The following is a 17,794-nucleotide window of genomic DNA, read 5'->3' as shown; positions in this document are numbered from 1 at the left end:
GCAATCCCGGTTCGGTTGCACATGTCCTGGGTGCAAGTTTGTGTACATGATGCGCGACAAAGGCGAATTCGCCGGTATGGCCAGGACGGACCCATGGCCGGTCCGGCCCTGGCGCCGGGCCCCGGGGAGCCCGACCCTGCGGCAAAGTGATCCGCGGCGGCGGCGAGGGCGCCGGCTTCCGGCCGCGCTCCTCGCCTTGCTCGCCCTGCCGGTGCCGGCCCTGCATGCGCAGGAGCCGCGCCGCCTGCCGCGCGCGGTCCTGCCCGGCATCGGCGCCGCCGACCCGCGCCGGCCGGTGGGCATGACGCAGCGCCCCTGGCGCGCCCTCGGCCGCGTGCAGCTCGAGACCGGCGGCCTCTGCACCGGCGCGCTGGTCGGCCCGCGGCTGGTGCTGACCGTGGCGCATTGCCTGGTGGCGCCGCGGACGCGCGCCTGGGTGTAGACCGCGACGGTGCATTTCATGCTGGGCTATGATCGCGGCAGCGCGGTCGCGCATGCCCGGGTCGCGTCCTACCGGACCGGGCCGGGCTTCCGCCCCGACCCGCCCGGCCCGCCGGGCAGCGACTGGGCCGTGCTGGTGCTGGACCGCGACCTGGGCACGCCCGACCGGGTGCTGCCGCTGCTGCGCCAGCCGCCGGCGCCGCGCGCGCCGCTGATGCTCGGGGGCTACCAGCAGGACCGGCAGGAGGTGGTGCTGGCCGATACCGGCTGCCGGGCGATCGGCCTGACCGCCCTGCGGGAGGGGCCGCCGGTGCTGGCGCATGACTGCGCCGGGACGCGCGGGGCGAGCGGCGCGCCGCTGCTGGCGCCGCTCGCCGACGGCAACTGGGCCATCGCCGGCATCGCCTCCACCGTGATGGCCGATGTGGCGATGGGCTATGCGGTGCCCGCTGCCGCGGTCGTGCTGCCGCCGCCCTGACCGGCCGGCGGCGCGGCGGCGGTCAGTCCGCCTCGCCCTCCCCTTCCAGCCGCGCGATATCCGCGTCCGACAGGCCGAAATGGTGGCCGATCTCGTGCACCAGCACGTTGCGGACCAGGCGGAACAGGTCCTCCCCGGTCTCGATCCATTCCAGCAGGATGGGCTCGCGGAACAGCAGGATGGTGTCCGGCCCCTGGCGGATATCCGTCACGCTGCGCTCGGTCAGCGGCACGCCGCGATAGAGGCCGGTGAGGTCCCAGGGATTGTCGATCCCCATCTCGGCGAGCGTCTCGTCGTCCGGCGTTTCCTCGACGACGATGGCGGTCCCGCGCACGAGGTCGCGCAGCGGCGCGGGGATGGCGGCGAAGGCGGTCTCCGCCATATCCAGGATGTCGTCGAGGCTGGGGGGCGGGCCGTGGCGCATGCCGCCACCGGACTGCGGGCCGGGCCCGGCGTCAAGGGCGGCGTCGCGCGGGCCTGCCGGCCCGGCACCGCGCATCGGGTCCGCGGCGCGCTCGGCTCAGGTAATCGGAAGGGATGGGCGATGGTCGAGCGGCTGGATGCGACGGCGCGGGCGGGGCTGGCGGAGGGCCTGCCGCACTGGACCCTGGTGGAGGGGCGGGACGCCATCCGCCGCGAATTCCGCTTCCGCGACTTCTCCGAGGCCTGGGGCTTCCTCTGCCGGGTCGCCCTGCTGGCCGAGGCGCAGGACCATCACCCCGAATGGTCCAATGTCTGGAACCGGGTGGAGATCCTGCTCAGCACCCATGACGCGGGCGGGCTGTCCGAGCGGGATGTCCGGCTCGCCCGGTCCATCGACGCCCTGCTGGGCTGACGCGGCGTCCGGCCCGGGCGCGGGCGGCAGGAGCGCCGGCTACCCTGCGGCCGCGGCGTCGCGGTCCTCCCGCAGGCCCGCGGCCAGGTCGGCGAGGGTGGTGCCGGCGAAGTCGGCCAGCAGCGCGATCTCGGCCTGCTGGAAGCGGCGCCCGAGCAGTTCCGGCACCTGCCGCCCGACCGGGCATTCGGCATTGGTCTTCCGATGGACGCCGATCAATGTCTCCCTCTCTGGGTGGATCGCCCGCCAGACATCCCGCAGGGTGATCTGCGAGGCCGGCCGGGACAGGGATGCGCCGCCCGGGCCGCGCTGGACGGCGATGAGCCCCGCCCGCGACAACTGACCTGCGATGCGACGCACGACCACGGGGTTGGTGCCAATGCTCCAGGCCAGCCGCGCACTGGTGGAATCGCCCGCTGAATCGCTGGCGATGAGGAGCAAGATATGAAGAGCGACGGAGAAGCGTGTTGCAATCATGTCCAGGAATGTACGGCACGCGACATTTGCAGGTCACGCGATGTATGAACAGGGGGTGCAGGATCGGGGCGTGATCTTCCCATGAACAATTCCATCCCCCGTGGCACAGCGGCCGCACCCGCCGAACGAACCGCGCTGGTCTGCCGGGCCGCCATGCGCTTCTGCGCCCTGCGGGGATGGGCCCCGGTGCAGGAGATGCCGCTGCCGAACGGGCGCCGCGCCGATATCCTGGCGCTGCTGCCGGACGGCAGCTTCGCCGCCATCGAGGTGAAATCCTGCGCCCGGGATTTTCTCTCGGATGCGAAATGGCCGGACTACCGGGAGTTCAGCGACCGGCTCTACTTCGCCGTGGATCTCGACTTCCCCGAAGGGTTGCTGCCGGCAGAGGTCGGGCTGCTGGTGGTGGACGGGCGCGACGCCGCCCTGCTGCGGGAGGCGCCGGAGCACCCGCTGGCGCCGGCCCGCCGCAAGGCGCTGCTGCAGCGCTATGCCCGGGTCGCGGCCGGGCGGCTGGCCGCCCTCTCCGACCCGGAGGCGCATGCGGAGCTCCGCGCGGCGCTGCGGGTGGAATAGCCGCGGCCGCGCCCACGCCATCCACGGGCCCAACCCTTCCTTTACCCGCCCCCCGGCATGCTGCGCGGCATGGCCGTGGCAGAGTCCCTCTCCTGGCTCGCCCGTTTCGAGGCCGGCAAGTACAAGCCGGTCACCTTCCTCGAACGCGGCGTGGCGCTCCCCTTCACGACGCCCGCCCTGATGGGCGGGCGGATCCGCCCGGGCGAGCGCAAGCTGCCCGAGCTGGTGCTGGCCAACCCGGCGGGGGTGGAGGGGGTCTATATCCTCCCCTGGGCCGGCCTGCCCGATGTCTGCACGCCCACGCTGCATGACCGCGCGCTCTGGAGCCGGGTGGCGCAACTGCCGATCCTGACGCCGCGCGCGGTCCGCCAGGCGACCCGGTCGGTGGCCGCGGAGGGGCTGGCCGGCCGCGCCGCCGCCCGCGCCGCGGCCGAGGCCGAGAAGGCGACGCGCGATGCCTGCACCTATACCCACTACTTCCTGCTGATCGAGCTGGTCCGCCAGGGCGACCCCCATGGCAAGGGCGCGCCGCTCCGCCAGGGCGACCTCGAGGCGCTGGAGCAGCGCGCGCGCGCCGTGCTGGTCGAGCGGCGCGGCGACAGCGGCATCAGCGCCACTGCCGCCTTCGAGGCCTTGGCCGAGCTCGCCACGGTCTTCGAGCCCTGCGGCCTGCCCGGCAACCCGACCCAGGCCCGCCTGCCGGCGCTCGACGCCGAGATCACCGCCGTCATCCAGGAGCTCGGCCGCTGGGCCGAGATGGGCGGCCCCTCCGAGCGGAGCTGCATCCGCCTGCTGGCCGAGGGGGCGCAGATCACCCAGCACTGCTTCCGCCAGTCGCTGAAGGAGGCGCATGCGCTGCTCGAGGACCTCTGGGCCCTGGTGCAGCGCTGGCGGGTGGCGCCGGCGGCGATCTCCGACATCGCGGCGCGGCCGGAATGGCTGCTCGACGGCTGGGAGCTGATCTGCGGCCTCTGGCGGGCGGCGGAGGAGGGCCATCGCGGCGCCGCGCTGCTCGACATGGCGGCGCTGGTGCCGATCATGCCGGCCGAGGTGGGCGAATGGCTCGGCACCGACATGCCCGGGCTGCTCGAGGTGCATCGCTCCGGCCTGCGGCACTGGCGGCGGACCGTGCAGCCGAACCAGGACTGGATGACGGGGCGGCTGCTGGACACGACGGCGCGGACCGAGGCGCTGCGGGCCCGCTGCGCATGAGCGGCACCCTGCGCGAGGTCCGCCAGCTCGGCCAGGCCGCCGCCGCGGCGGACGATGCCGCGATCACCCGGCTGGTCGCCATGCTCGATGCGCTGCCCCGGCGCGGGGAGGCCGACCGGATCCTCGATTCCGTCCGCCCCCGGCTGCGCATGCTCCAGCTCGCCAGGCCGCTCGGCTTCCCGCGGCTGCTCTTCCTGCCGCTCGACGGCGCCATCCTGCCGGCGACGCGCTGGAACCGCGCCGCGCCCTGCATCCCGCGCAGTGCCCTGCTGCCCATCGCCGCCGTGGTCCAGGCCGGGCTGGGCGAGGAGGGCGCGGCGATCGCCGCCGGCTGCGCCGGCCATGCCGTGACCGAGCCGGACGTGGTTGCCGCGCTCGGCCAGCGGCTCTGGCCGCGGGCGGGGCAGGTCCTGCCCGCCGCGCCGCCGCCGGGCTGGGAAGGCACGGGGCTGGCGGCTGCCGACTATGCCCCGATCGCCGCGCTCTGCCGGCCGCTCTGGGAGGCCGGGCCGGCGATCTGGGCGGCGCAGTCGGCGGCCGTGGCCGGCCCGCCGGAGGACCTGGCGCGCGCGGCGCTGGCGGCGGTGGCGCCGGCCGGCCCCGGACCGCTCTCCGCCACCCTCGCCACGCTGCTCCTGCAGGCCGCGGCGCCCGGCCTCGTCGCCCAGGTCGCGGCCAGGCTCGACCCGGCGGCGCGGACGGTGGCGGTGCAGGCGCTGGATGCGCTCCTCGAGCAGCCGGCCCCGGCCTTCGACAGCCTCGACGCCCTGGCGGCGGCGGAGCAGGCCGCCGCGCTCGCCCGCCGGCTGGACGACCTGCAGGGCTGCGCGCTGCTGGCCGGCGACCGGCAGCGCCGCCTGCAGGCGATCCGGCATGCGGCGGACGAGGCCTGCCGCGCCGGCTTCCTGGTGGCGGCGGAGCGGCAGGTGGTGGCGCCCGCCACCCGGCTGGCCGACGCGCCGATGGTGACGGATGCGGAGGTCGAGGCGCTGGAGGACGGGGCACGGCAATTGCGCGCGCTGGAGGGGGCGGGCCGGCGCCTCGGCGGCGGCACGGCCTATGACCGGGCGATCCGCGACCTGACCACGGGCCTGGCGACGCTCGGCGGCCGCACCGGCCCGGAGGGCGGGTTGAGCCGCGTGGACCTGGCCCGCAGCATCGAGATCCTGGCCGGGCCGGAGGCGGCGGCGGCGCTGCTCTCCGCCGCCGGGGGGCGGTAGCGCCGCAGCTCGGCCTCCATCGGCCGGCCCTGCACGCGGTTGCGGCGTCCCTGGCCGGCCGGCGACGCCGTCGCCGCGCCCGATCCCAACCCGCGGACCGGCCATCGCCGCGGCGCCGGGCGCTTCCGTGTCACGTGACACCCTATGGAGGCGGCTCCGCCCTGTCCTCGATCGACGGACCGGAGCATCCTCGCGCGGCGCGGCCGGCGTCAGGGACATCCAGGGGCCGCCCCATCACCACGCCATGAGGACGGATGCCGAGGGATACGGTCGCGGGACCCGATATCGGGGCCTTTCCCGACGGGGCGGAGCTGCTGCTCGTCGGCGGCGGCCATGCGCATCTCGGGCTGCTGCGCGGGCTGGCGATGCGGCCGGAGCCGCGGCTGCGGGTCACGCTGGTCGCCGAGGAGCTGGCGCCGGTCTATTCCGGCATGCTGCCGGGCCTGGTCGCCGGCCTCTACGAACCGGAGGCCTGCCGGGTGGACCTGCTGCGCCTGGCGACGGCCGCGGGCGCGCGGCTGGTCCATGACCGCGCCACCGGCCTCCGCCCCGGCGCGCGGCGTCTGGTCTGCGCCCGCCACCCGCCGCTGCGCTACGACCTGCTCTCGCTCGACATCGGCTCGGCCGCGCGGCCGCTGCCGCCGGGCGGCGGCTGCCTGCAGCCGGTGCGCCCGATCGGGGATTTCCCCGCGCGGCTCGCCGCCGCGCTGGAACGCCTCGGCGGACGCCGGCCGCGGCTGGCGGTGATCGGCGGCGGCGCGGGCGGCGTGGAGCTCGCCTTCGCGCTGCGCCATCGCCTGGCGGCGCGCGGGGCGGAGGTGCTGCTGCTGCCCGGCGGGCCGGTGCTGCCGCGCGCCGGCGCCTGGGCGCGCGGGCTGGTCCGGCGCGCCCTGCAGGCCCGCGGCATCGGCATGGTCGCGGACGCCGCGGTGGCGCGCGCCGAGCCGGATGGCCTCGTGCTGGAGGACGGGCGGCAGGTGCCCTGCGATCTCGCGGTCTGGGCGACCGGCGCCGCCGCGCCGGCCTGGCTGCGGGAGACCGGCCTCGCGCTCGACGGGCAGGGCTTCGTCGCGGTGGATGCCGCGCTCCGCTCGATCTCTCACCCCGAGGTCTTCGCCGCCGGCGACGTCGCCGCCGTGCTGGCTCATCCGCGCGCGAAGGCGGGCGTCTGGGCGGTGCGGCAGGGCCCGCCGCTGCTGGCCAATCTCCGCCGCCTGGTGCGCGGCGAGGCGCCGCGCCCCTTCCGCCCGCAGCGCCACGCCCTCGCTCTGATCGGCACGGCGGATGGCGAGGCGATCGCGCTGCGCGGCCCGCTTGCCTGGCGCGGGCGCTGGCTGTGGCGCTGGAAGCGGCGGATCGACCGGCGCTGGATCGCCCGCTTCGCCGAACTGCCCGCCATGCCGGCCATGCCGATGCCCGCCCCTGCCCCGATGCGCTGCGCCGGCTGCGGCGGCAAGCTGCCGGCGCCGGTCCTCTCGGCCGCGCTGCGCCGCCTCGGCGCCGGCGAGGGGCCGGGGGTGCTGGTCGGGCTGCAGGCACCGGACGATGCCGCCGTAATCCACCCGCCGCCGGGCGAGGTGCTGGTGCAGAGCGTCGACCAGTTCCGCGCCTTCCTCGGCGACCTGCACCTCTTCGGCCGCATCGCCGCCAACCATGCGCTCGGCGACATCCATGCCATGGGCGGCCGGCCGCTCTCGGCGCTGGCCCTCGCCACCCTGCCGCACGGGCCCGCCGCCTGGCTGGAGGAGGATCTGCACGCCATGCTGCTCGGCGCACGGGAGGTGCTGGAGGCGGCCGGCGCGCCGCTCCTCGGCGGCCACAGCGCGGAGGGGGCGGAGGCCGCGCTCGGCTTCGCCGTGACCGGCGCGGCCGATCCGTCCCGGCTGCTGCGCAAGGGCGGGCTGCGGCCGGGCGACCTGCTGGTGCTGACCAAGCCGCTCGGCACCGGCGTGATCCTGGCCGCCGCCATGCGCGGTGCGGCGCGGGCGGCCTGGCTGGAGGCGGCGGTCGCGGCGATGCAGGAGCCGGGCGGGCCGGTGGTGGCGCGGCTCGCGGCGCATGGCGCCACGGCCTGCACCGACGTGACGGGCTTCGGGCTGCTCGGGCATCTCGCGGAGATGCTGCGCGCCGGCGGCGGCGTCGCCCTGCTCGACCCGGAGGCGGTGCCGCTGCTGCCGGGGGCGCGGGAGGCGCTGGCACAGGGCATCCGCAGCACGCTGCATGACGGCAACGCGGCGGCCGTCGCCGGCCTGCTGGCGGGCGGCGACCCGGAGGTGCCGGAGGTCGCGGCGCTGCTCGACCCGCAGACGGCGGGCGGCTTCCTCGCCGGCCTGCCGGCGGAGGCGGCAGCGCCCTGCCTCGCAGCGCTGGCCGCGATCGGCTGCCGAGCGGCGGTGGTCGGCAGGGTGGAAGCCGGTGCGCCCGGCCTGCGGCTCGAGACCGGCGCGGCGCGGGGCCTCCGCCTGCCCGCCGAAGCGGGCGGGTGAGGTGCGCGGCGCCGGTCGGCCCCGGCGCGGCCTCCACGGCCATTGGATGCGCCGGCAGCCGTGGCGACCGGCCCAGGATCACCCCTCGCCGCCGTCCTCGACCAGCCGCCGCAGGGCGCCGCGCGCCTGCTCCACCTCGTCCCAGGGCGTCTGGCCCAGCGGGAAATGCCCGGCCAGCGCCGTGCTGATGATGGCGTTCAGCACCTCGAGCCGCCCCGGCCCGCCGCCGCGCCGGCGCTCGGCGATCAGCAGGTCGCGCATGCGGCAGAGATGCTCGGTCGTGTCGGTGAAGGCCTGCCCGTCCCGCTCCGGCCGCTGCGCGAGCGCGCGGTCGAGGGCGGCGAGCGCGGCGCGGCCCTCGGCGGCGGCGTCAGCCGGCATCGGGGCCGCTCCGCGCGCCTTTCCGCCGCCCGGCGCGGAGGTTGCAGGTCAGCGCCTTGGTGGTGTGGATGCTGGTATTGGCATCGCCGGTGATGGCGAGCAGCACATTGGCCACGTCGCCGCGGGCATAGCCCTCCCAGCCATAGACCCAGGGCACGCCGACCTGGTAGACGCGCCGGCCGCCGATCGTGAAGGGCGTCAGCCGCTCGGTCACCATGGCGCGCATCTCGACCTCGCCGCGCAGCGTCGACAGCGTCGCCCAGCCGAGATGCTCAATGCCGAGCTCGCGCGCCAGCTCCGGCGGCAGCTCGACGAAGGCCTCGGGCTGCAGCTCGGCCGTATGCGGTGAGACGCGGCTCATCACCCCGCCGCAATGCAGCTCGGTCAGGCGGAAGGTGGTCAGCACATAGGGGAAGCGCGGGTCGCCGAGGCCATGCAGCTCGTTGCCCGGCTGCGCCCAGATGCGCGCCGCGGGATTGGTCTGCTGCCGGCGGTAGAGCAGGTTCTCCACCGGGCTCTCCAGCGGCTCGTAATAGGTGGGCAGCGGCCCGTCCTTCAGGCCGCTCGGGACGAAGAGCTGCACATGCCCGTCCGGCTCCATGATGAAGGGCGCGGCGCCGGACAGCGCCTCCATGCCGTGCGGGTGCTTGCTCCAGTCCGGCTGGTAGTCGGGGCGCTTGGTCGGCTCGAAGTCGGGCACGTCGAGGCCGGTCCAGCGCTCCTCCGCCGGGTCCCACCAGACCATCTTCTTCCGCTCGGACCAGGGCCGGCCCTCGGGGTCGGCGGAGGCGCGGTTGTAGAGGGTGCGGCGGTTGGACGGCCAGGCGAAGGCCCAGCCGGCATGGCTGCCGGGACCGCCCGGCCCGTCCGGCCTGCGGGAGCGGGCCTTGTTGTGGCCCTCCTCCGGGCAGATGCCGCTGTACATCCAGCCGCCGCAGGCGGTGGAGCCGTCCTCCTGCAGCGCCTGGTAGTTCGGCAGCAGCTTGCGGTCGGCGACGGTATAGCCGTTGATCTCGCGCAGCACCGCCTCGGCCGTGGGCTCCTGCCGCGGTCCCTCGGTCGGGTAGTCCCAGGTCAGCGCCTGGATGGCGGCGTCGCGCGGCGCGGTGCTCTCCGCGTAGAGCTCCTTCAGCCGCCGCCCCAGATGGTAGATGAACCAGAGGTCGGAGCGGTTGTCGCCCGGCGCCTCGCAGACCGCGTCGTGCCACTGCACGAGGCGGCTGGTATTGGTGACGGTGCCGGCCTTCTCGCCGGCGAGGGCGGCGGGGAAGAAGAAGACCTCGGTGCCGATCTCCTCCGGCCGCACCTCGCCGCGCTGCACGCGGTTGCCCTTCTGCCAGAAATTCGCCGTCTCCGTCATGGCGCAGTCGCGCACGACCAGCCATTCGAGGCGCGCGAGACCCTGCTCCACCAGCAGCGTATTGACCGCGCCGACGACGGGGTTCTGGCCGATCATGAACTGGCCCTTGACCACGCCGTTCAGCATGGCGAGCGTCATCGGCAGTTGCGAGACGTCGCCGGTGAGCTTGGGGATGTGTCCGTAGCCCCATTCGTTGTCGGCGCGCGCCGCGTCGCCGTACCAGGCCTTCAGCAGGCTGACGATGTATTTCGGGAAGTTGTGCCACCAGCCCGTCGCCGGCGTCTCGGAGGCGATGTAGCGGTCCAGCGTGCCGTGGTCGTGGAAGGCATTGGGCTGCGGCAGGTAGGTCGGCAGCATGTTGTAGAGCGTCGGGATATCCGTGCTGCCCTGGATGCTGGTATGGCCGCGCAGCGCCATGATGCCGCCGCCGGGCCGGCCGACATTGCCGAGCAGGCCCTGGATGATCGTCGCGGCGCGGATGATCTGCACGCCGGTGGTGTGGTGCGTCCAGCCCACCGCATAGGCGAAGGCGCCGGTGCGGTCGCGGCCGGAATTCTCCGTCACCACCCTGCAGATCGCGAGGAAGGTCTCCTTCGGACAGCCCGTCACCTGCTCCACCATCTCGGGCGTGTAGCGGGCATAGTGGCGCTTCAGGATCTGGTAGACGCACATCGGGTGCTGCAGGGTCGGGTCCTGCGGCGCCGGACCCTCGGCCATGCTCTCCGATTGCGGGCCGCTCTGCTCGCCCTGCACCCGGTGCTCGGCGATGGCGGAGGGGACGGTCTTGCCCCGGTACTGCCAGGTGGCCTCGTCATAGGTCCCCTGCTTCGGGTCGAAGCCGGAGAAGACGCCGTCATGCTGCTCCGGGTCCTGGTAGCCCCCCTCGATGATGTTGGCGATGTTGGTGTAGGCCAGCGCGAATTCGCGGAACCAGTGGTCGCCTTCCAGGATGTAGCGGATCATGCCGCCGAGGAAGGCGATGTCGCTGCCGGAGCGGATGGGTGCGTGGATGTCGCAGAGCGCGCCGGTGCGGGTGAAGCGCGGATCCACATGGATCAGCGTCGCGCCCTTGCGCTTCGCCTCCACCAGGAAGCGGAAGGCGATCGGATGGTTCTCCGCCATGTTGGAGCCCATCGTGATCACCCAGTCGGCGTTCGCGAGGTCCCACAGGGACATCGTCGCCGCGCCCCGGCCGAAGGCGGTGCCCAGACTGGGCACCGAGGAGGAGTGTCAGATTCTCGCCTGGTTCTCGATGGTGACCATGCCGAGGCCACCGCCGAAGAGCTTCTTGATCAGGTAGTTCTCTTCGTTGTCGAGCGTCGCGCCACCGAGCGAGCCGAGGCCGAGCGTGTGGTTGACCACGCGGCCGTCCGGCAGGCACTCGACGAAGGTCTCGTCGCGCGTCCGCTTCGTCAGTTGCGCGACGCGCTCCATCGCCCAGTCGAGCGGCTTCTCCTCCCACGCCGTCGCATGCGGGGCGCGGTAGAGGACGGTATTGACCCGGCGGGGGCTCAGCAGCACGCCGAGCGTGCCCGCGCCCTTCGGGCAGAGCGTGCCCTGGTTCACCGGGCTGCGCGGGTCGCCCTCGATATGGATCGGCTTGCCGTCCTTGGCATAGACGAGCTGGGCGCAGCCGACGGCGCAGAAGGGGCAGATGCTGGTGCCGACCTTGTCCGCCTGCTCGAGGCGCGGGCGCAGCCGCTCCGAGGTGGTGCTGCGCGCGGCGGTGGACATCACGCTCTCGCCCGCGAGTTGGCGCGGCAGGGACCAGTCCTTCAGGAAGCGGGCGGCACGCCCGCCCATCCCACGCCGGATCCTCGCCATCGGCCGCACCCTGCCCCTTGCCGCTGCCCGGCATAAGTGCCGCCGCCGGCGTTGGTGCCGGCGCGCTGTCGTTAAATCTGCGTCATGCACCCGGCGCGGCGGAGCGCGCGCTGCCGTTGCGCGTATGGCTGCGGACCAGGGGAGCCGCCGCCGTGAGGACCATGGAGGGCATCGTCACCATCGTGCAGGAAAGCCGCTTCCAGCTCACCGACGATGCCGGCGTCTCGCACCTCTTCATCCTCGGGCACGACACGCTGGCCGAGCCCGACCAGCTCGAGCCGCTGCAGCGCCGCCAGGCCCGGGTGCGCGTCCGCTATACGGAGCCGCGCAACCTGATCGGGCTCATCGCCCATTCCGTCGAAGCCCAGGGCTTCGCCCATTCCATCGAAGCCCAGGGCTGAGGAGCCGCCGCATGGACATGCATCCCCGCACGCTCGAGCACACGGCGTCCGAGTTCGGCGGCCCGATCCCGGACGAGTCCGAGCTGACCGCGGGGGTGCGCATCGTCCCCGGCCGCTCCTACGGCTTCTTCACCGACACCACGGTCTGCATCGGCTGCAAGGCCTGCGAGGTCGCCTGCAAGGAATGGAACAACCTGCCGGCCGATAATCTCGGGCTGACCGGCAACAGCTACGACAATACCGGCGCGCTCTCGGCCAATACCTGGCGGCATGTCGCCTTCGTCGAGAAGCACAGCGATGCCGGCCAGGGGCCCGGGGTGCGCAGCACGGAGAAGACGCCCTTCCAGTCCGGCTGGCTGATGATGAGCGACGTGTGCAAGCACTGCCACAACGCCCCCTGCCTGGAAGCCTGCCCCACCGGGGCGATCTTCAAGACCGAGTTCGATACCGTGGTGGTGCAGCAGGACATCTGCAACGGCTGCGGCTACTGCGTGCCGGCCTGCCCCTTCGGCGTGGTGGACCTGAACCATCTCGACGGCAAGGCGCACAAATGCACGCTCTGCTACGACCGCCTGAAGGGCGGGCTGGAGCCGGCCTGCGCCAAGTCCTGCCCGACCGACAGCATCCAGTTCGGCGAGCTCGAGGTGCTGCAGGCGCGGGCGCAGCGGCGGGTGGAGGACCTGCACGCGCAGGGCGTCGGCACGGCCTATCTCTACGGCACGCCGGGCGCCCCGGGCGCGACCGGCGATCTCGGGCACCTCAATGCCTTCTTCCTGCTGACCGACCGGCCGGAGACCTACAACCTGCCTGCGGCCCCGACCCGCCCCGCCAACCGCGTCGCGCCCGGCCTGCTGGCGGGCCTCGCCGCCGTCGCGGGGCTGGCCTTCGCGGCCTTCACCGTGCTCGACCGGCGGCGCTGACGATGTCCGAGGTCAGGGCATCCCTCCTCGGCCCCGAGGATCCGGCGCCGAAGCCGCCCAGCGCCACCGGCGGCACGCAGGGCCTGCGGCGGGAATGGCGCGGCCCGACCTATTACGGGCGCCCGGCGCTGAAGGCGGCGCCCTTCAACAATTGGGTGGTCGGCGGCTACATCTTCCTCGCCGGCCTCTCCGGCGCCGCCGCGATCCTCTCGACACTGGCCGACCGCGCGCGGCCGCGGCACGGGCGGGACGTGGTGCGGCGCGGGCGCTACCTCTCGCTGCTCGCGCCGACGGTCGGGGCCTCGCTGCTCGTCTACGACCTGCACACGCCGCAGCGCTTCTACAACATGCTGCGCGTGGCCAAGGGCACCTCGCCCATGAGCATCGGCACCTGGCTGCTGATGGGCTTCTCGGCGGCCGGCGGCCTCGCGGCGGCGATGCAGTTCCTCGCCGACCGCATGCCCTGGCGGCGCTGGCCGGGCCGCGTCGCGCGCGCGGCCTCGGTGCCGGCCGCCGCGCTGGGCGCGGGCATGTCCACCTATACCGCCGCCCTGCTCGCGGCGACCAGCACGCCGCTCTGGGCCGCGGCGCCGCGGGCGCTCGCCATGCGCTTCGGCGGCTCCTCCATCGCCAGCGGCGCCGCGGCGCTCTCGCTCGGCGAGCCGCCGGGGCCGACGCGGCGGGCGCTGGATGCCGTGGCAGTCGCGGCGCTGGCAGCGGAGCTTGCCGCGGCCTCGTCGCAGCGGCGCAGCTACGACCGCGCGGGCGTCGCCGGAGCGCTGGAGGGCGGGTGGGGCCAGGTGGAGCGGATCGGCGCGACCGGCCTCGGCACCGCGCTGCCGCTCGGCCTGCATGCGCTGTCGCTGGCCGAAGGGGGTGACGGCCGGCTGTCGAGGCTCGCCTCCCTGGCCATCCTCGGCGGCAGCCTCCTGCTGCGCGTCTCGACCATGGCGGCGGGCGATGTCTCGGCCAACCGGCCGGAGGTGAGCTTCCGCTTCGCCCAGCCGGACAACCTGCCCGGTCCCGGGCGCCGGACCCGCTCCGTGCGGGCCTCGCGGCGGGCGGCGCTGCGCGGCATGCCCGCCGCCCGATGATCCCCGGCTGGCTGCACCTCGTCTCGATCGCGGCCCTGCTGCTCGGGCTCGGCTGCGCGGTCATCATCGCCATCGACGTCCTGCGGCATCCGCAGCACATGGCGATCATGAACCTGGTCTGGCCGATCACCGCCCTGTTCGGCACGGTGTTCACGCTGTGGGGCTATTTCGCCTATGGCCGCCTGGCGACGGATGCACGGGCAGAGGCCGCCATGCAGCGCGGCGAGGCGATGCCGAGCAAGGCAGGGACGCCCTTTCCCGTCATGGTCGGCAAGGGCACCAGCCATTGCGGCGCCGGCTGCACGCTGGGCGATATCATCGCGGAGTGGCTGGTCTTCTTCCTCCCCATCATCGCCGTCTGGTTCGGCTGGCACAGCCTTTTCGCCGAGCGGATGTATGCCGTCTGGGTGGTGGACTACCTCTTTGCCTTCGCAATCGGCATCGCCTTCCAGTACTTCACCATCAAGCCGATGCGCGATCTCTCGGTCGCCGAGGGGCTGAAGCAGGCCGTCAAGGCCGATGTCCTGTCGCTGACGGCCTGGCAGGTCGGCATGTACGGCTTCATGGCCTTCGCCAACTTCCATCTCTTCCGCTCGGTGCTCGGCGCGCGGCTCGCAGCCGACATGCCCGAGTTCTGGTTCATGATGCAGATCGCCATGCTTTGCGGCTTCGCCACCGCCTACCCCGTCAATTGGTGGCTGGTCCGCCAGGGCATCAAGGAGGCGATGTAGCTGGCGGAGGCGGACGGGAATCGAACCCGCCGCGCGCGGTTGGCGCGCCGCCGGTTTTGAAGACCGGGAGGGCCACCAGGCCCAGGACGCCTCCACCAGCGCTAACGCACAGGGTCGACGATGCGTTCAGCCGCGATGACGCGGCGGTCGCCGGCGCGGCGCGTGAAGCGCACGGCATCCAGGTGCTCCAGCAGCGGAATGCCGTATTTGCGGGAGATGCCGAGCAGCGCACCCGCCTCCCCCGCGGTGAAGCCCTCCGGCCGGGCCAGCCCGTCGGCGAGCCGGCGCTTCGCCACCTCCACCGCCTCGCGGTGGAACAGGATCGTGCGCTTCTGTACCGCGTCCAGCGTTCGCACCAGCACGCCGCGCTGCAGGAGGAAGCGCAGCGCCTCCGCCCGCCGCCGGTCGCTGCCGGCCACCTCCGCGAGGTCGGGCGGCGTCAGCCCGGCGCGGCGGAACAGCGCGGCGAGGCCGAGGGCGAGGTCGCGCGATTCCGCCGCCATGGCCTCAACCGGGTCGAAGCCCGCCCGGCGCAGTAGCCCCTGCACGCGCTGCAGGCTGCCATCCTCCAGCAGTGCCGCGACCAGCGCCTCGGCGACCGGCTCCGGCACCGCCGCGGGCAGGCTGGCGCGCAGGGCCTCAGGCCGCATGCCGGCCTGCAGCGGCTGCGCCGCGTGGAAAACGGCCAGCGCATCCCGCAATGCGTCGCGCAGCGCGGCCCAGGCCTCGGCATCCACCAGCCTGCCGTCCGCGGCCTCCGCCGCCCCGGCCGCCAGCAGCCAGCCGCGCAGCCGCGCCGCGGGCTGGCCGAGCCGCGGCACCAGCGCGCGCGGATGCGCGCCGGCAGCACCGCATTCCCGCAGCAGCGCGCGCGCCGCCGCCGGCCAGTCCCCCGCCGCCGCGGCCTCCAGCCGCGGGATGGCCGCGCGGTCGGCGCGCCGCCGGCGGGCGGCGCCGGGGTCGAGTACGGTGCCGCCGGCCACGCTCAGCGCCGGCGAGGGCCGGCGCAGGACGAAGCCGTCCCCCGCCATGGCGGCGACCGGCGGCTCGCAATGCAACTGCACGATGGCCGCCTCGCCCGGCGCGAGCGCCGGCCCGGCCGCGAGGCGGAGCCGCGCCGCCACCTCCACCGTGCCGGTCAGCAGGCGCAGGGTCGCGCCGTCCTTCAGCGGCGCCGGCGCCGAGGGCAGGACGGCGAGCCGCGCGTCCAGCCATGCGCCGGGTTGGACCGCACCCGGGCTCGCCAGCAGCATGCCCCGCGAGAGCGCGCCGAGTTCCACCCCGCGCAGCGCGACCGCGACGCGGCGGCCGGGCGATGCCGCGGCGACGGACTGGCCATGCACCTGCAGGCTCCGCACCCGCGCCTCCGTGCCGCCGGGCCAGAGCTCCACCTTCTCCCCGACCGCAAGGCGCCCGCGACGCAGCGTGCCGGTCACCACGGGGCCGATGCCGGGCAGGGCGAAGGCCCGGTCCACCGCGAGTTGCGCCAGGCCGAGATCGGCCGGCGCCGGCAGCGCGCGGGCGAGCGCGGCGAGGGACGCCGCGAGTTCCGCGACGCCGTCGCCGATGGGCGCGGCGGTCGGCACGACCGGCGGCGGCGCGAACCCGGCCTGCACCGCCAGCGCCGCCGCCGCCTCGCCCGCTGCCCTGACCTGCCCGGGCGCGGCGCGGTCGGAAAAGCTGACGGCGATGACCGCATGCCGCAAGCCGAGCAGCCCGGCGATCTCCAGGTGCTCGCGCGTCTGCGCCCGCGGCCCCTCCAGCGCCGAGACCACGACCAGCGCCGCGCCGATGCCCGCGGCGCCGGCCACCATGGTGCGCAGGAAGCGCTCATGGCCCGGCATGTCGATCAGGTCGATCTCGGCATCGCCGGCGCGCAGCAGGGCGAAGCCGAGCGCGATGGAGATGCCGCGCGCCTTCTCCTCCGCCAGCCGGTCCGTGTCCTTGCCGGTGAGCGCGCGGACCAGGGCGGTCTTGCCGTGGTCCACATGCCCCATGACGCCGACCGCAAGCGTGGTCACGGCGTGAGCAGCCCGGGCAGATGGCGGAGCTGCGCCTCCAGCGGCACCGGATCCTCCAGGCAGCGAAGGTCGAGCAGCACGGCGCCGCGCGCGACGCGGCCGAGGACCGGCACCGGCAGGCGCCGGAGCGCCGCGGCCAGCGCCTCCGCCGTCAGGCCGCGCCGGGGACGCAGGGACAGCGCCGCGCTCGGCAGCAGGTCGGTCGGGCGGGCGCCGCTGCCGATCTGGCTCTCGCAGGACGTGGCGGCAACATCCGCCAGCCCCTGCAGCGCGGCGGACAGCACGGGCCGCAGCCGCTCCGCCAGCGCCATGATCTCCGCTTGCGGGCGGAGCAGCAGGCGCAGCGCCGGCAGGCGCCGCGGCAGGCTCTCCGCATCCGCCTGCAGCCGCAGCACCGCGACGAGCGCGGCGATGGTGGTCTTGTCGAGCCGCAGCGCGCGCTTCAGCGGGTGCTTCCGCAGCCGGGCGATGAGGTCGGCGCGCCCGACCACCAGCCCCGCCTGGGGCCCGCCGAGCAGCTTGTCGCCGCTGAAGGTGACGAGGTCGGCGCCGGCCTCGATGGCCGCGCGCACCGTCGGCTCCTTCGGCAGGCCCCAGCGCGCGAGGTCGTGCAGGCTGCCGCTGCCGAGGTCCACGGCCATGGGCAGGCCATGGCGATGCGCGAGGGCGGCAAGCTCGGCCTCGCCGACCTCGGCCGTGAAGCCCTCGATGGCATAGTTGCTGCGGTGGACCTTCATCAGCAGGGCGGTGCGCGGGCCGATCGCCTCCGCATAGTCGGCGGGATGGGTGCGGTTGGTGGTGCCGACCTCGCGCAGGCGGCAGCCGGCCTCGCGCATGATGTCGGGGATGCGGAAGGCGCCGCCGATCTCCACCAGCTCGCCGCGGGAGACGATCACCTCCCGCCGCGGCGCCACCGCGCGCAGCAGCAGCAGCACCGCGGCCGCGTTGTTGTTGACCGCGAGCGCCGCCTCCGCGCCGGTGAGGTGGCCGAGCAGCGCCTCCAGATGCGCGTCGCGCTCGCCGCGGCGGCCCGTCTCCAGGTCGAGCTCGAGGTCGGCGGCGCCGGCGGCCTCGGCCATGGCGGCCAGCGCCTCCTCCGGCAGCGGCGCGCGGCCGAGATTGGTGTGCAGCACCGTGCCGGTCAGGTTCAGCACCCGGCGCGGGCCGCGCGCATGCCGGTCCAGCCAGGTCTCCGCCGCGCGCAGCATCGCCGCTGCATCCGCCGCGCCGGCTGCCGCCGCGGCGCGCAGCGCCTCCTTTGCCAGGGCGCGCCCATGCGCGGCGGCGAGGGCCTGGCCGGCCGCAGAATCCAGCATGCGCCCGATCGCCGGCGGCCGCGG

The 17,794-nt window shown here is 74.8% G+C and carries 17 protein-coding genes and 1 tRNA gene; 11 read left to right on the top strand and 7 right to left on the bottom strand.

Annotation, left to right across the window (positions count from 1 at the left end):
- Positions 1-196 precede the first annotated feature (196 nt).
- Positions 197-442, top strand: coding sequence for a trypsin-like serine protease (locus tag Q7A36_RS10610; RefSeq protein ID WP_305103656.1), 246 nt, complete (start codon positions 197-199; stop codon positions 440-442).
- An 18-nt stretch (positions 443-460) separates the two neighbouring features.
- Positions 461-919, top strand: coding sequence for a trypsin-like serine peptidase (locus Q7A36_RS10605; RefSeq protein WP_305103655.1), 459 nt, complete (start codon positions 461-463; stop codon positions 917-919).
- Positions 920-941: 22 nt separating this feature from the next.
- Here the strand turns inward: Q7A36_RS10605 and Q7A36_RS10600 are convergent, their stop codons facing one another.
- The gene (locus Q7A36_RS10600) at positions 942-1,343 is read right to left on the bottom strand and encodes a metallopeptidase family protein (RefSeq protein WP_305103654.1); all 402 of its coding nucleotides are present in this window, start codon (positions 1,341-1,343) and stop codon (positions 942-944) included.
- A gap of 120 nt (positions 1,344-1,463) precedes the next feature.
- On the opposite strand from Q7A36_RS10600, the gene Q7A36_RS10595 reads away from it, so the two are divergent.
- Positions 1,464-1,754, top strand: coding sequence for a 4a-hydroxytetrahydrobiopterin dehydratase (locus Q7A36_RS10595; RefSeq protein WP_305103737.1), 291 nt, complete (start codon positions 1,464-1,466; stop codon positions 1,752-1,754).
- A 39-nt stretch (positions 1,755-1,793) separates the two neighbouring features.
- Here the strand turns inward: Q7A36_RS10595 and Q7A36_RS10590 are convergent, their stop codons facing one another.
- Entirely contained in the window at positions 1,794-2,231 is a 438-nt protein-coding gene (locus tag Q7A36_RS10590) for an Rrf2 family transcriptional regulator (RefSeq protein WP_305103653.1), read from the bottom strand.
- An 81-nt stretch (positions 2,232-2,312) separates the two neighbouring features.
- On the opposite strand from Q7A36_RS10590, the gene Q7A36_RS10585 reads away from it, so the two are divergent.
- The 4 genes from Q7A36_RS10585 (at position 2,313) to selD (ending at position 7,722) form a co-directional block, all read left to right on the top strand.
- Positions 2,313-2,804, top strand: coding sequence for an MmcB family DNA repair protein (locus tag Q7A36_RS10585; RefSeq protein ID WP_305103652.1), 492 nt, complete (start codon positions 2,313-2,315; stop codon positions 2,802-2,804).
- Positions 2,805-2,873: 69 nt separating this feature from the next.
- Positions 2,874-4,016, top strand: a complete 1,143-nt coding sequence (locus Q7A36_RS10580) for a hypothetical protein (protein WP_305103651.1) — start codon at positions 2,874-2,876, stop codon at positions 4,014-4,016.
- A complete protein-coding gene (locus Q7A36_RS10575; protein ID WP_305103650.1) occupies positions 4,013-5,236 on the top strand; it encodes a hypothetical protein in 1,224 nt (407 codons plus the stop codon). Before Q7A36_RS10580 ends, Q7A36_RS10575 begins: the two co-directional genes overlap by 4 nt.
- Positions 5,237-5,490: 254 nt before the next feature.
- A complete protein-coding gene (selD, locus tag Q7A36_RS10570; RefSeq protein WP_305103649.1) occupies positions 5,491-7,722 on the top strand; it encodes a selenide, water dikinase SelD in 2,232 nt (743 codons plus the stop codon).
- A 78-nt stretch (positions 7,723-7,800) separates the two neighbouring features.
- Here the strand turns inward: selD and Q7A36_RS10565 are convergent, their stop codons facing one another.
- The gene (locus tag Q7A36_RS10565) at positions 7,801-8,103 is read right to left on the bottom strand and encodes a hypothetical protein (protein WP_305103648.1); all 303 of its coding nucleotides are present in this window, start codon (positions 8,101-8,103) and stop codon (positions 7,801-7,803) included.
- Positions 8,093-11,287, bottom strand: coding sequence for a formate dehydrogenase (gene fdh / locus Q7A36_RS10560; protein WP_305103647.1), 3,195 nt, complete (start codon positions 11,285-11,287; stop codon positions 8,093-8,095). The genes Q7A36_RS10565 and fdh overlap by 11 nt, the downstream gene beginning before the upstream one ends.
- A gap of 152 nt (positions 11,288-11,439) precedes the next feature.
- On the opposite strand from fdh, the gene Q7A36_RS10555 reads away from it, so the two are divergent.
- From Q7A36_RS10555 to Q7A36_RS10540, 4 genes are read left to right on the top strand one after another with little or no spacing between them, the layout of a single operon-like run.
- Entirely contained in the window at positions 11,440-11,688 is a 249-nt protein-coding gene (locus tag Q7A36_RS10555) for a hypothetical protein (RefSeq protein ID WP_305103646.1), read from the top strand.
- A gap of 11 nt (positions 11,689-11,699) precedes the next feature.
- Positions 11,700-12,608, top strand: coding sequence for a 4Fe-4S dicluster domain-containing protein (locus Q7A36_RS10550; protein ID WP_305103645.1), 909 nt, complete (start codon positions 11,700-11,702; stop codon positions 12,606-12,608).
- Between the two features lie 2 nt (positions 12,609-12,610).
- On the top strand, positions 12,611-13,702 hold the full coding sequence (gene nrfD / locus Q7A36_RS10545) for an NrfD/PsrC family molybdoenzyme membrane anchor subunit (RefSeq protein ID WP_305103644.1): 1,092 nt from the start codon (positions 12,611-12,613) through the stop codon (positions 13,700-13,702).
- A complete protein-coding gene (locus tag Q7A36_RS10540; protein ID WP_305103643.1) occupies positions 13,699-14,433 on the top strand; it encodes a DUF4396 domain-containing protein in 735 nt (244 codons plus the stop codon). Before nrfD ends, Q7A36_RS10540 begins: the two co-directional genes overlap by 4 nt.
- A gap of 1 nt (position 14,434) precedes the next feature.
- Here Q7A36_RS10540 and Q7A36_RS10535 read toward each other — a convergent pair.
- The 3 genes from Q7A36_RS10535 to selA all read right to left on the bottom strand — a co-directional run bounded on the left by Q7A36_RS10535 (position 14,435) and on the right by selA (position 17,770).
- Positions 14,435-14,527 (bottom strand) — tRNA-Sec (locus Q7A36_RS10535).
- A gap of 7 nt (positions 14,528-14,534) precedes the next feature.
- Positions 14,535-16,454 (bottom strand): selenocysteine-specific translation elongation factor, encoded by a 1,920-nt coding sequence (locus Q7A36_RS10530; protein WP_305103642.1) that lies wholly within the window; start codon positions 16,452-16,454, stop codon positions 14,535-14,537.
- Positions 16,451-17,770, bottom strand: coding sequence for an L-seryl-tRNA(Sec) selenium transferase (gene selA / locus Q7A36_RS10525; RefSeq protein ID WP_305103641.1), 1,320 nt, complete (start codon positions 17,768-17,770; stop codon positions 16,451-16,453). Before selA ends, Q7A36_RS10530 begins: the two co-directional genes overlap by 4 nt.
- Between the last annotated feature and the right edge of the window lie 24 nt (positions 17,771-17,794).

It is taken from the genome of Paracraurococcus lichenis (genome assembly GCF_030657435.1).
GTDB classification, from domain to species: domain Bacteria; phylum Pseudomonadota; class Alphaproteobacteria; order Acetobacterales; family Acetobacteraceae; genus Paracraurococcus; species Paracraurococcus lichenis.
Note: the sequence above shows the minus strand (reverse complement) of the source record. Positions and strands in the feature narration are given on the sequence as shown.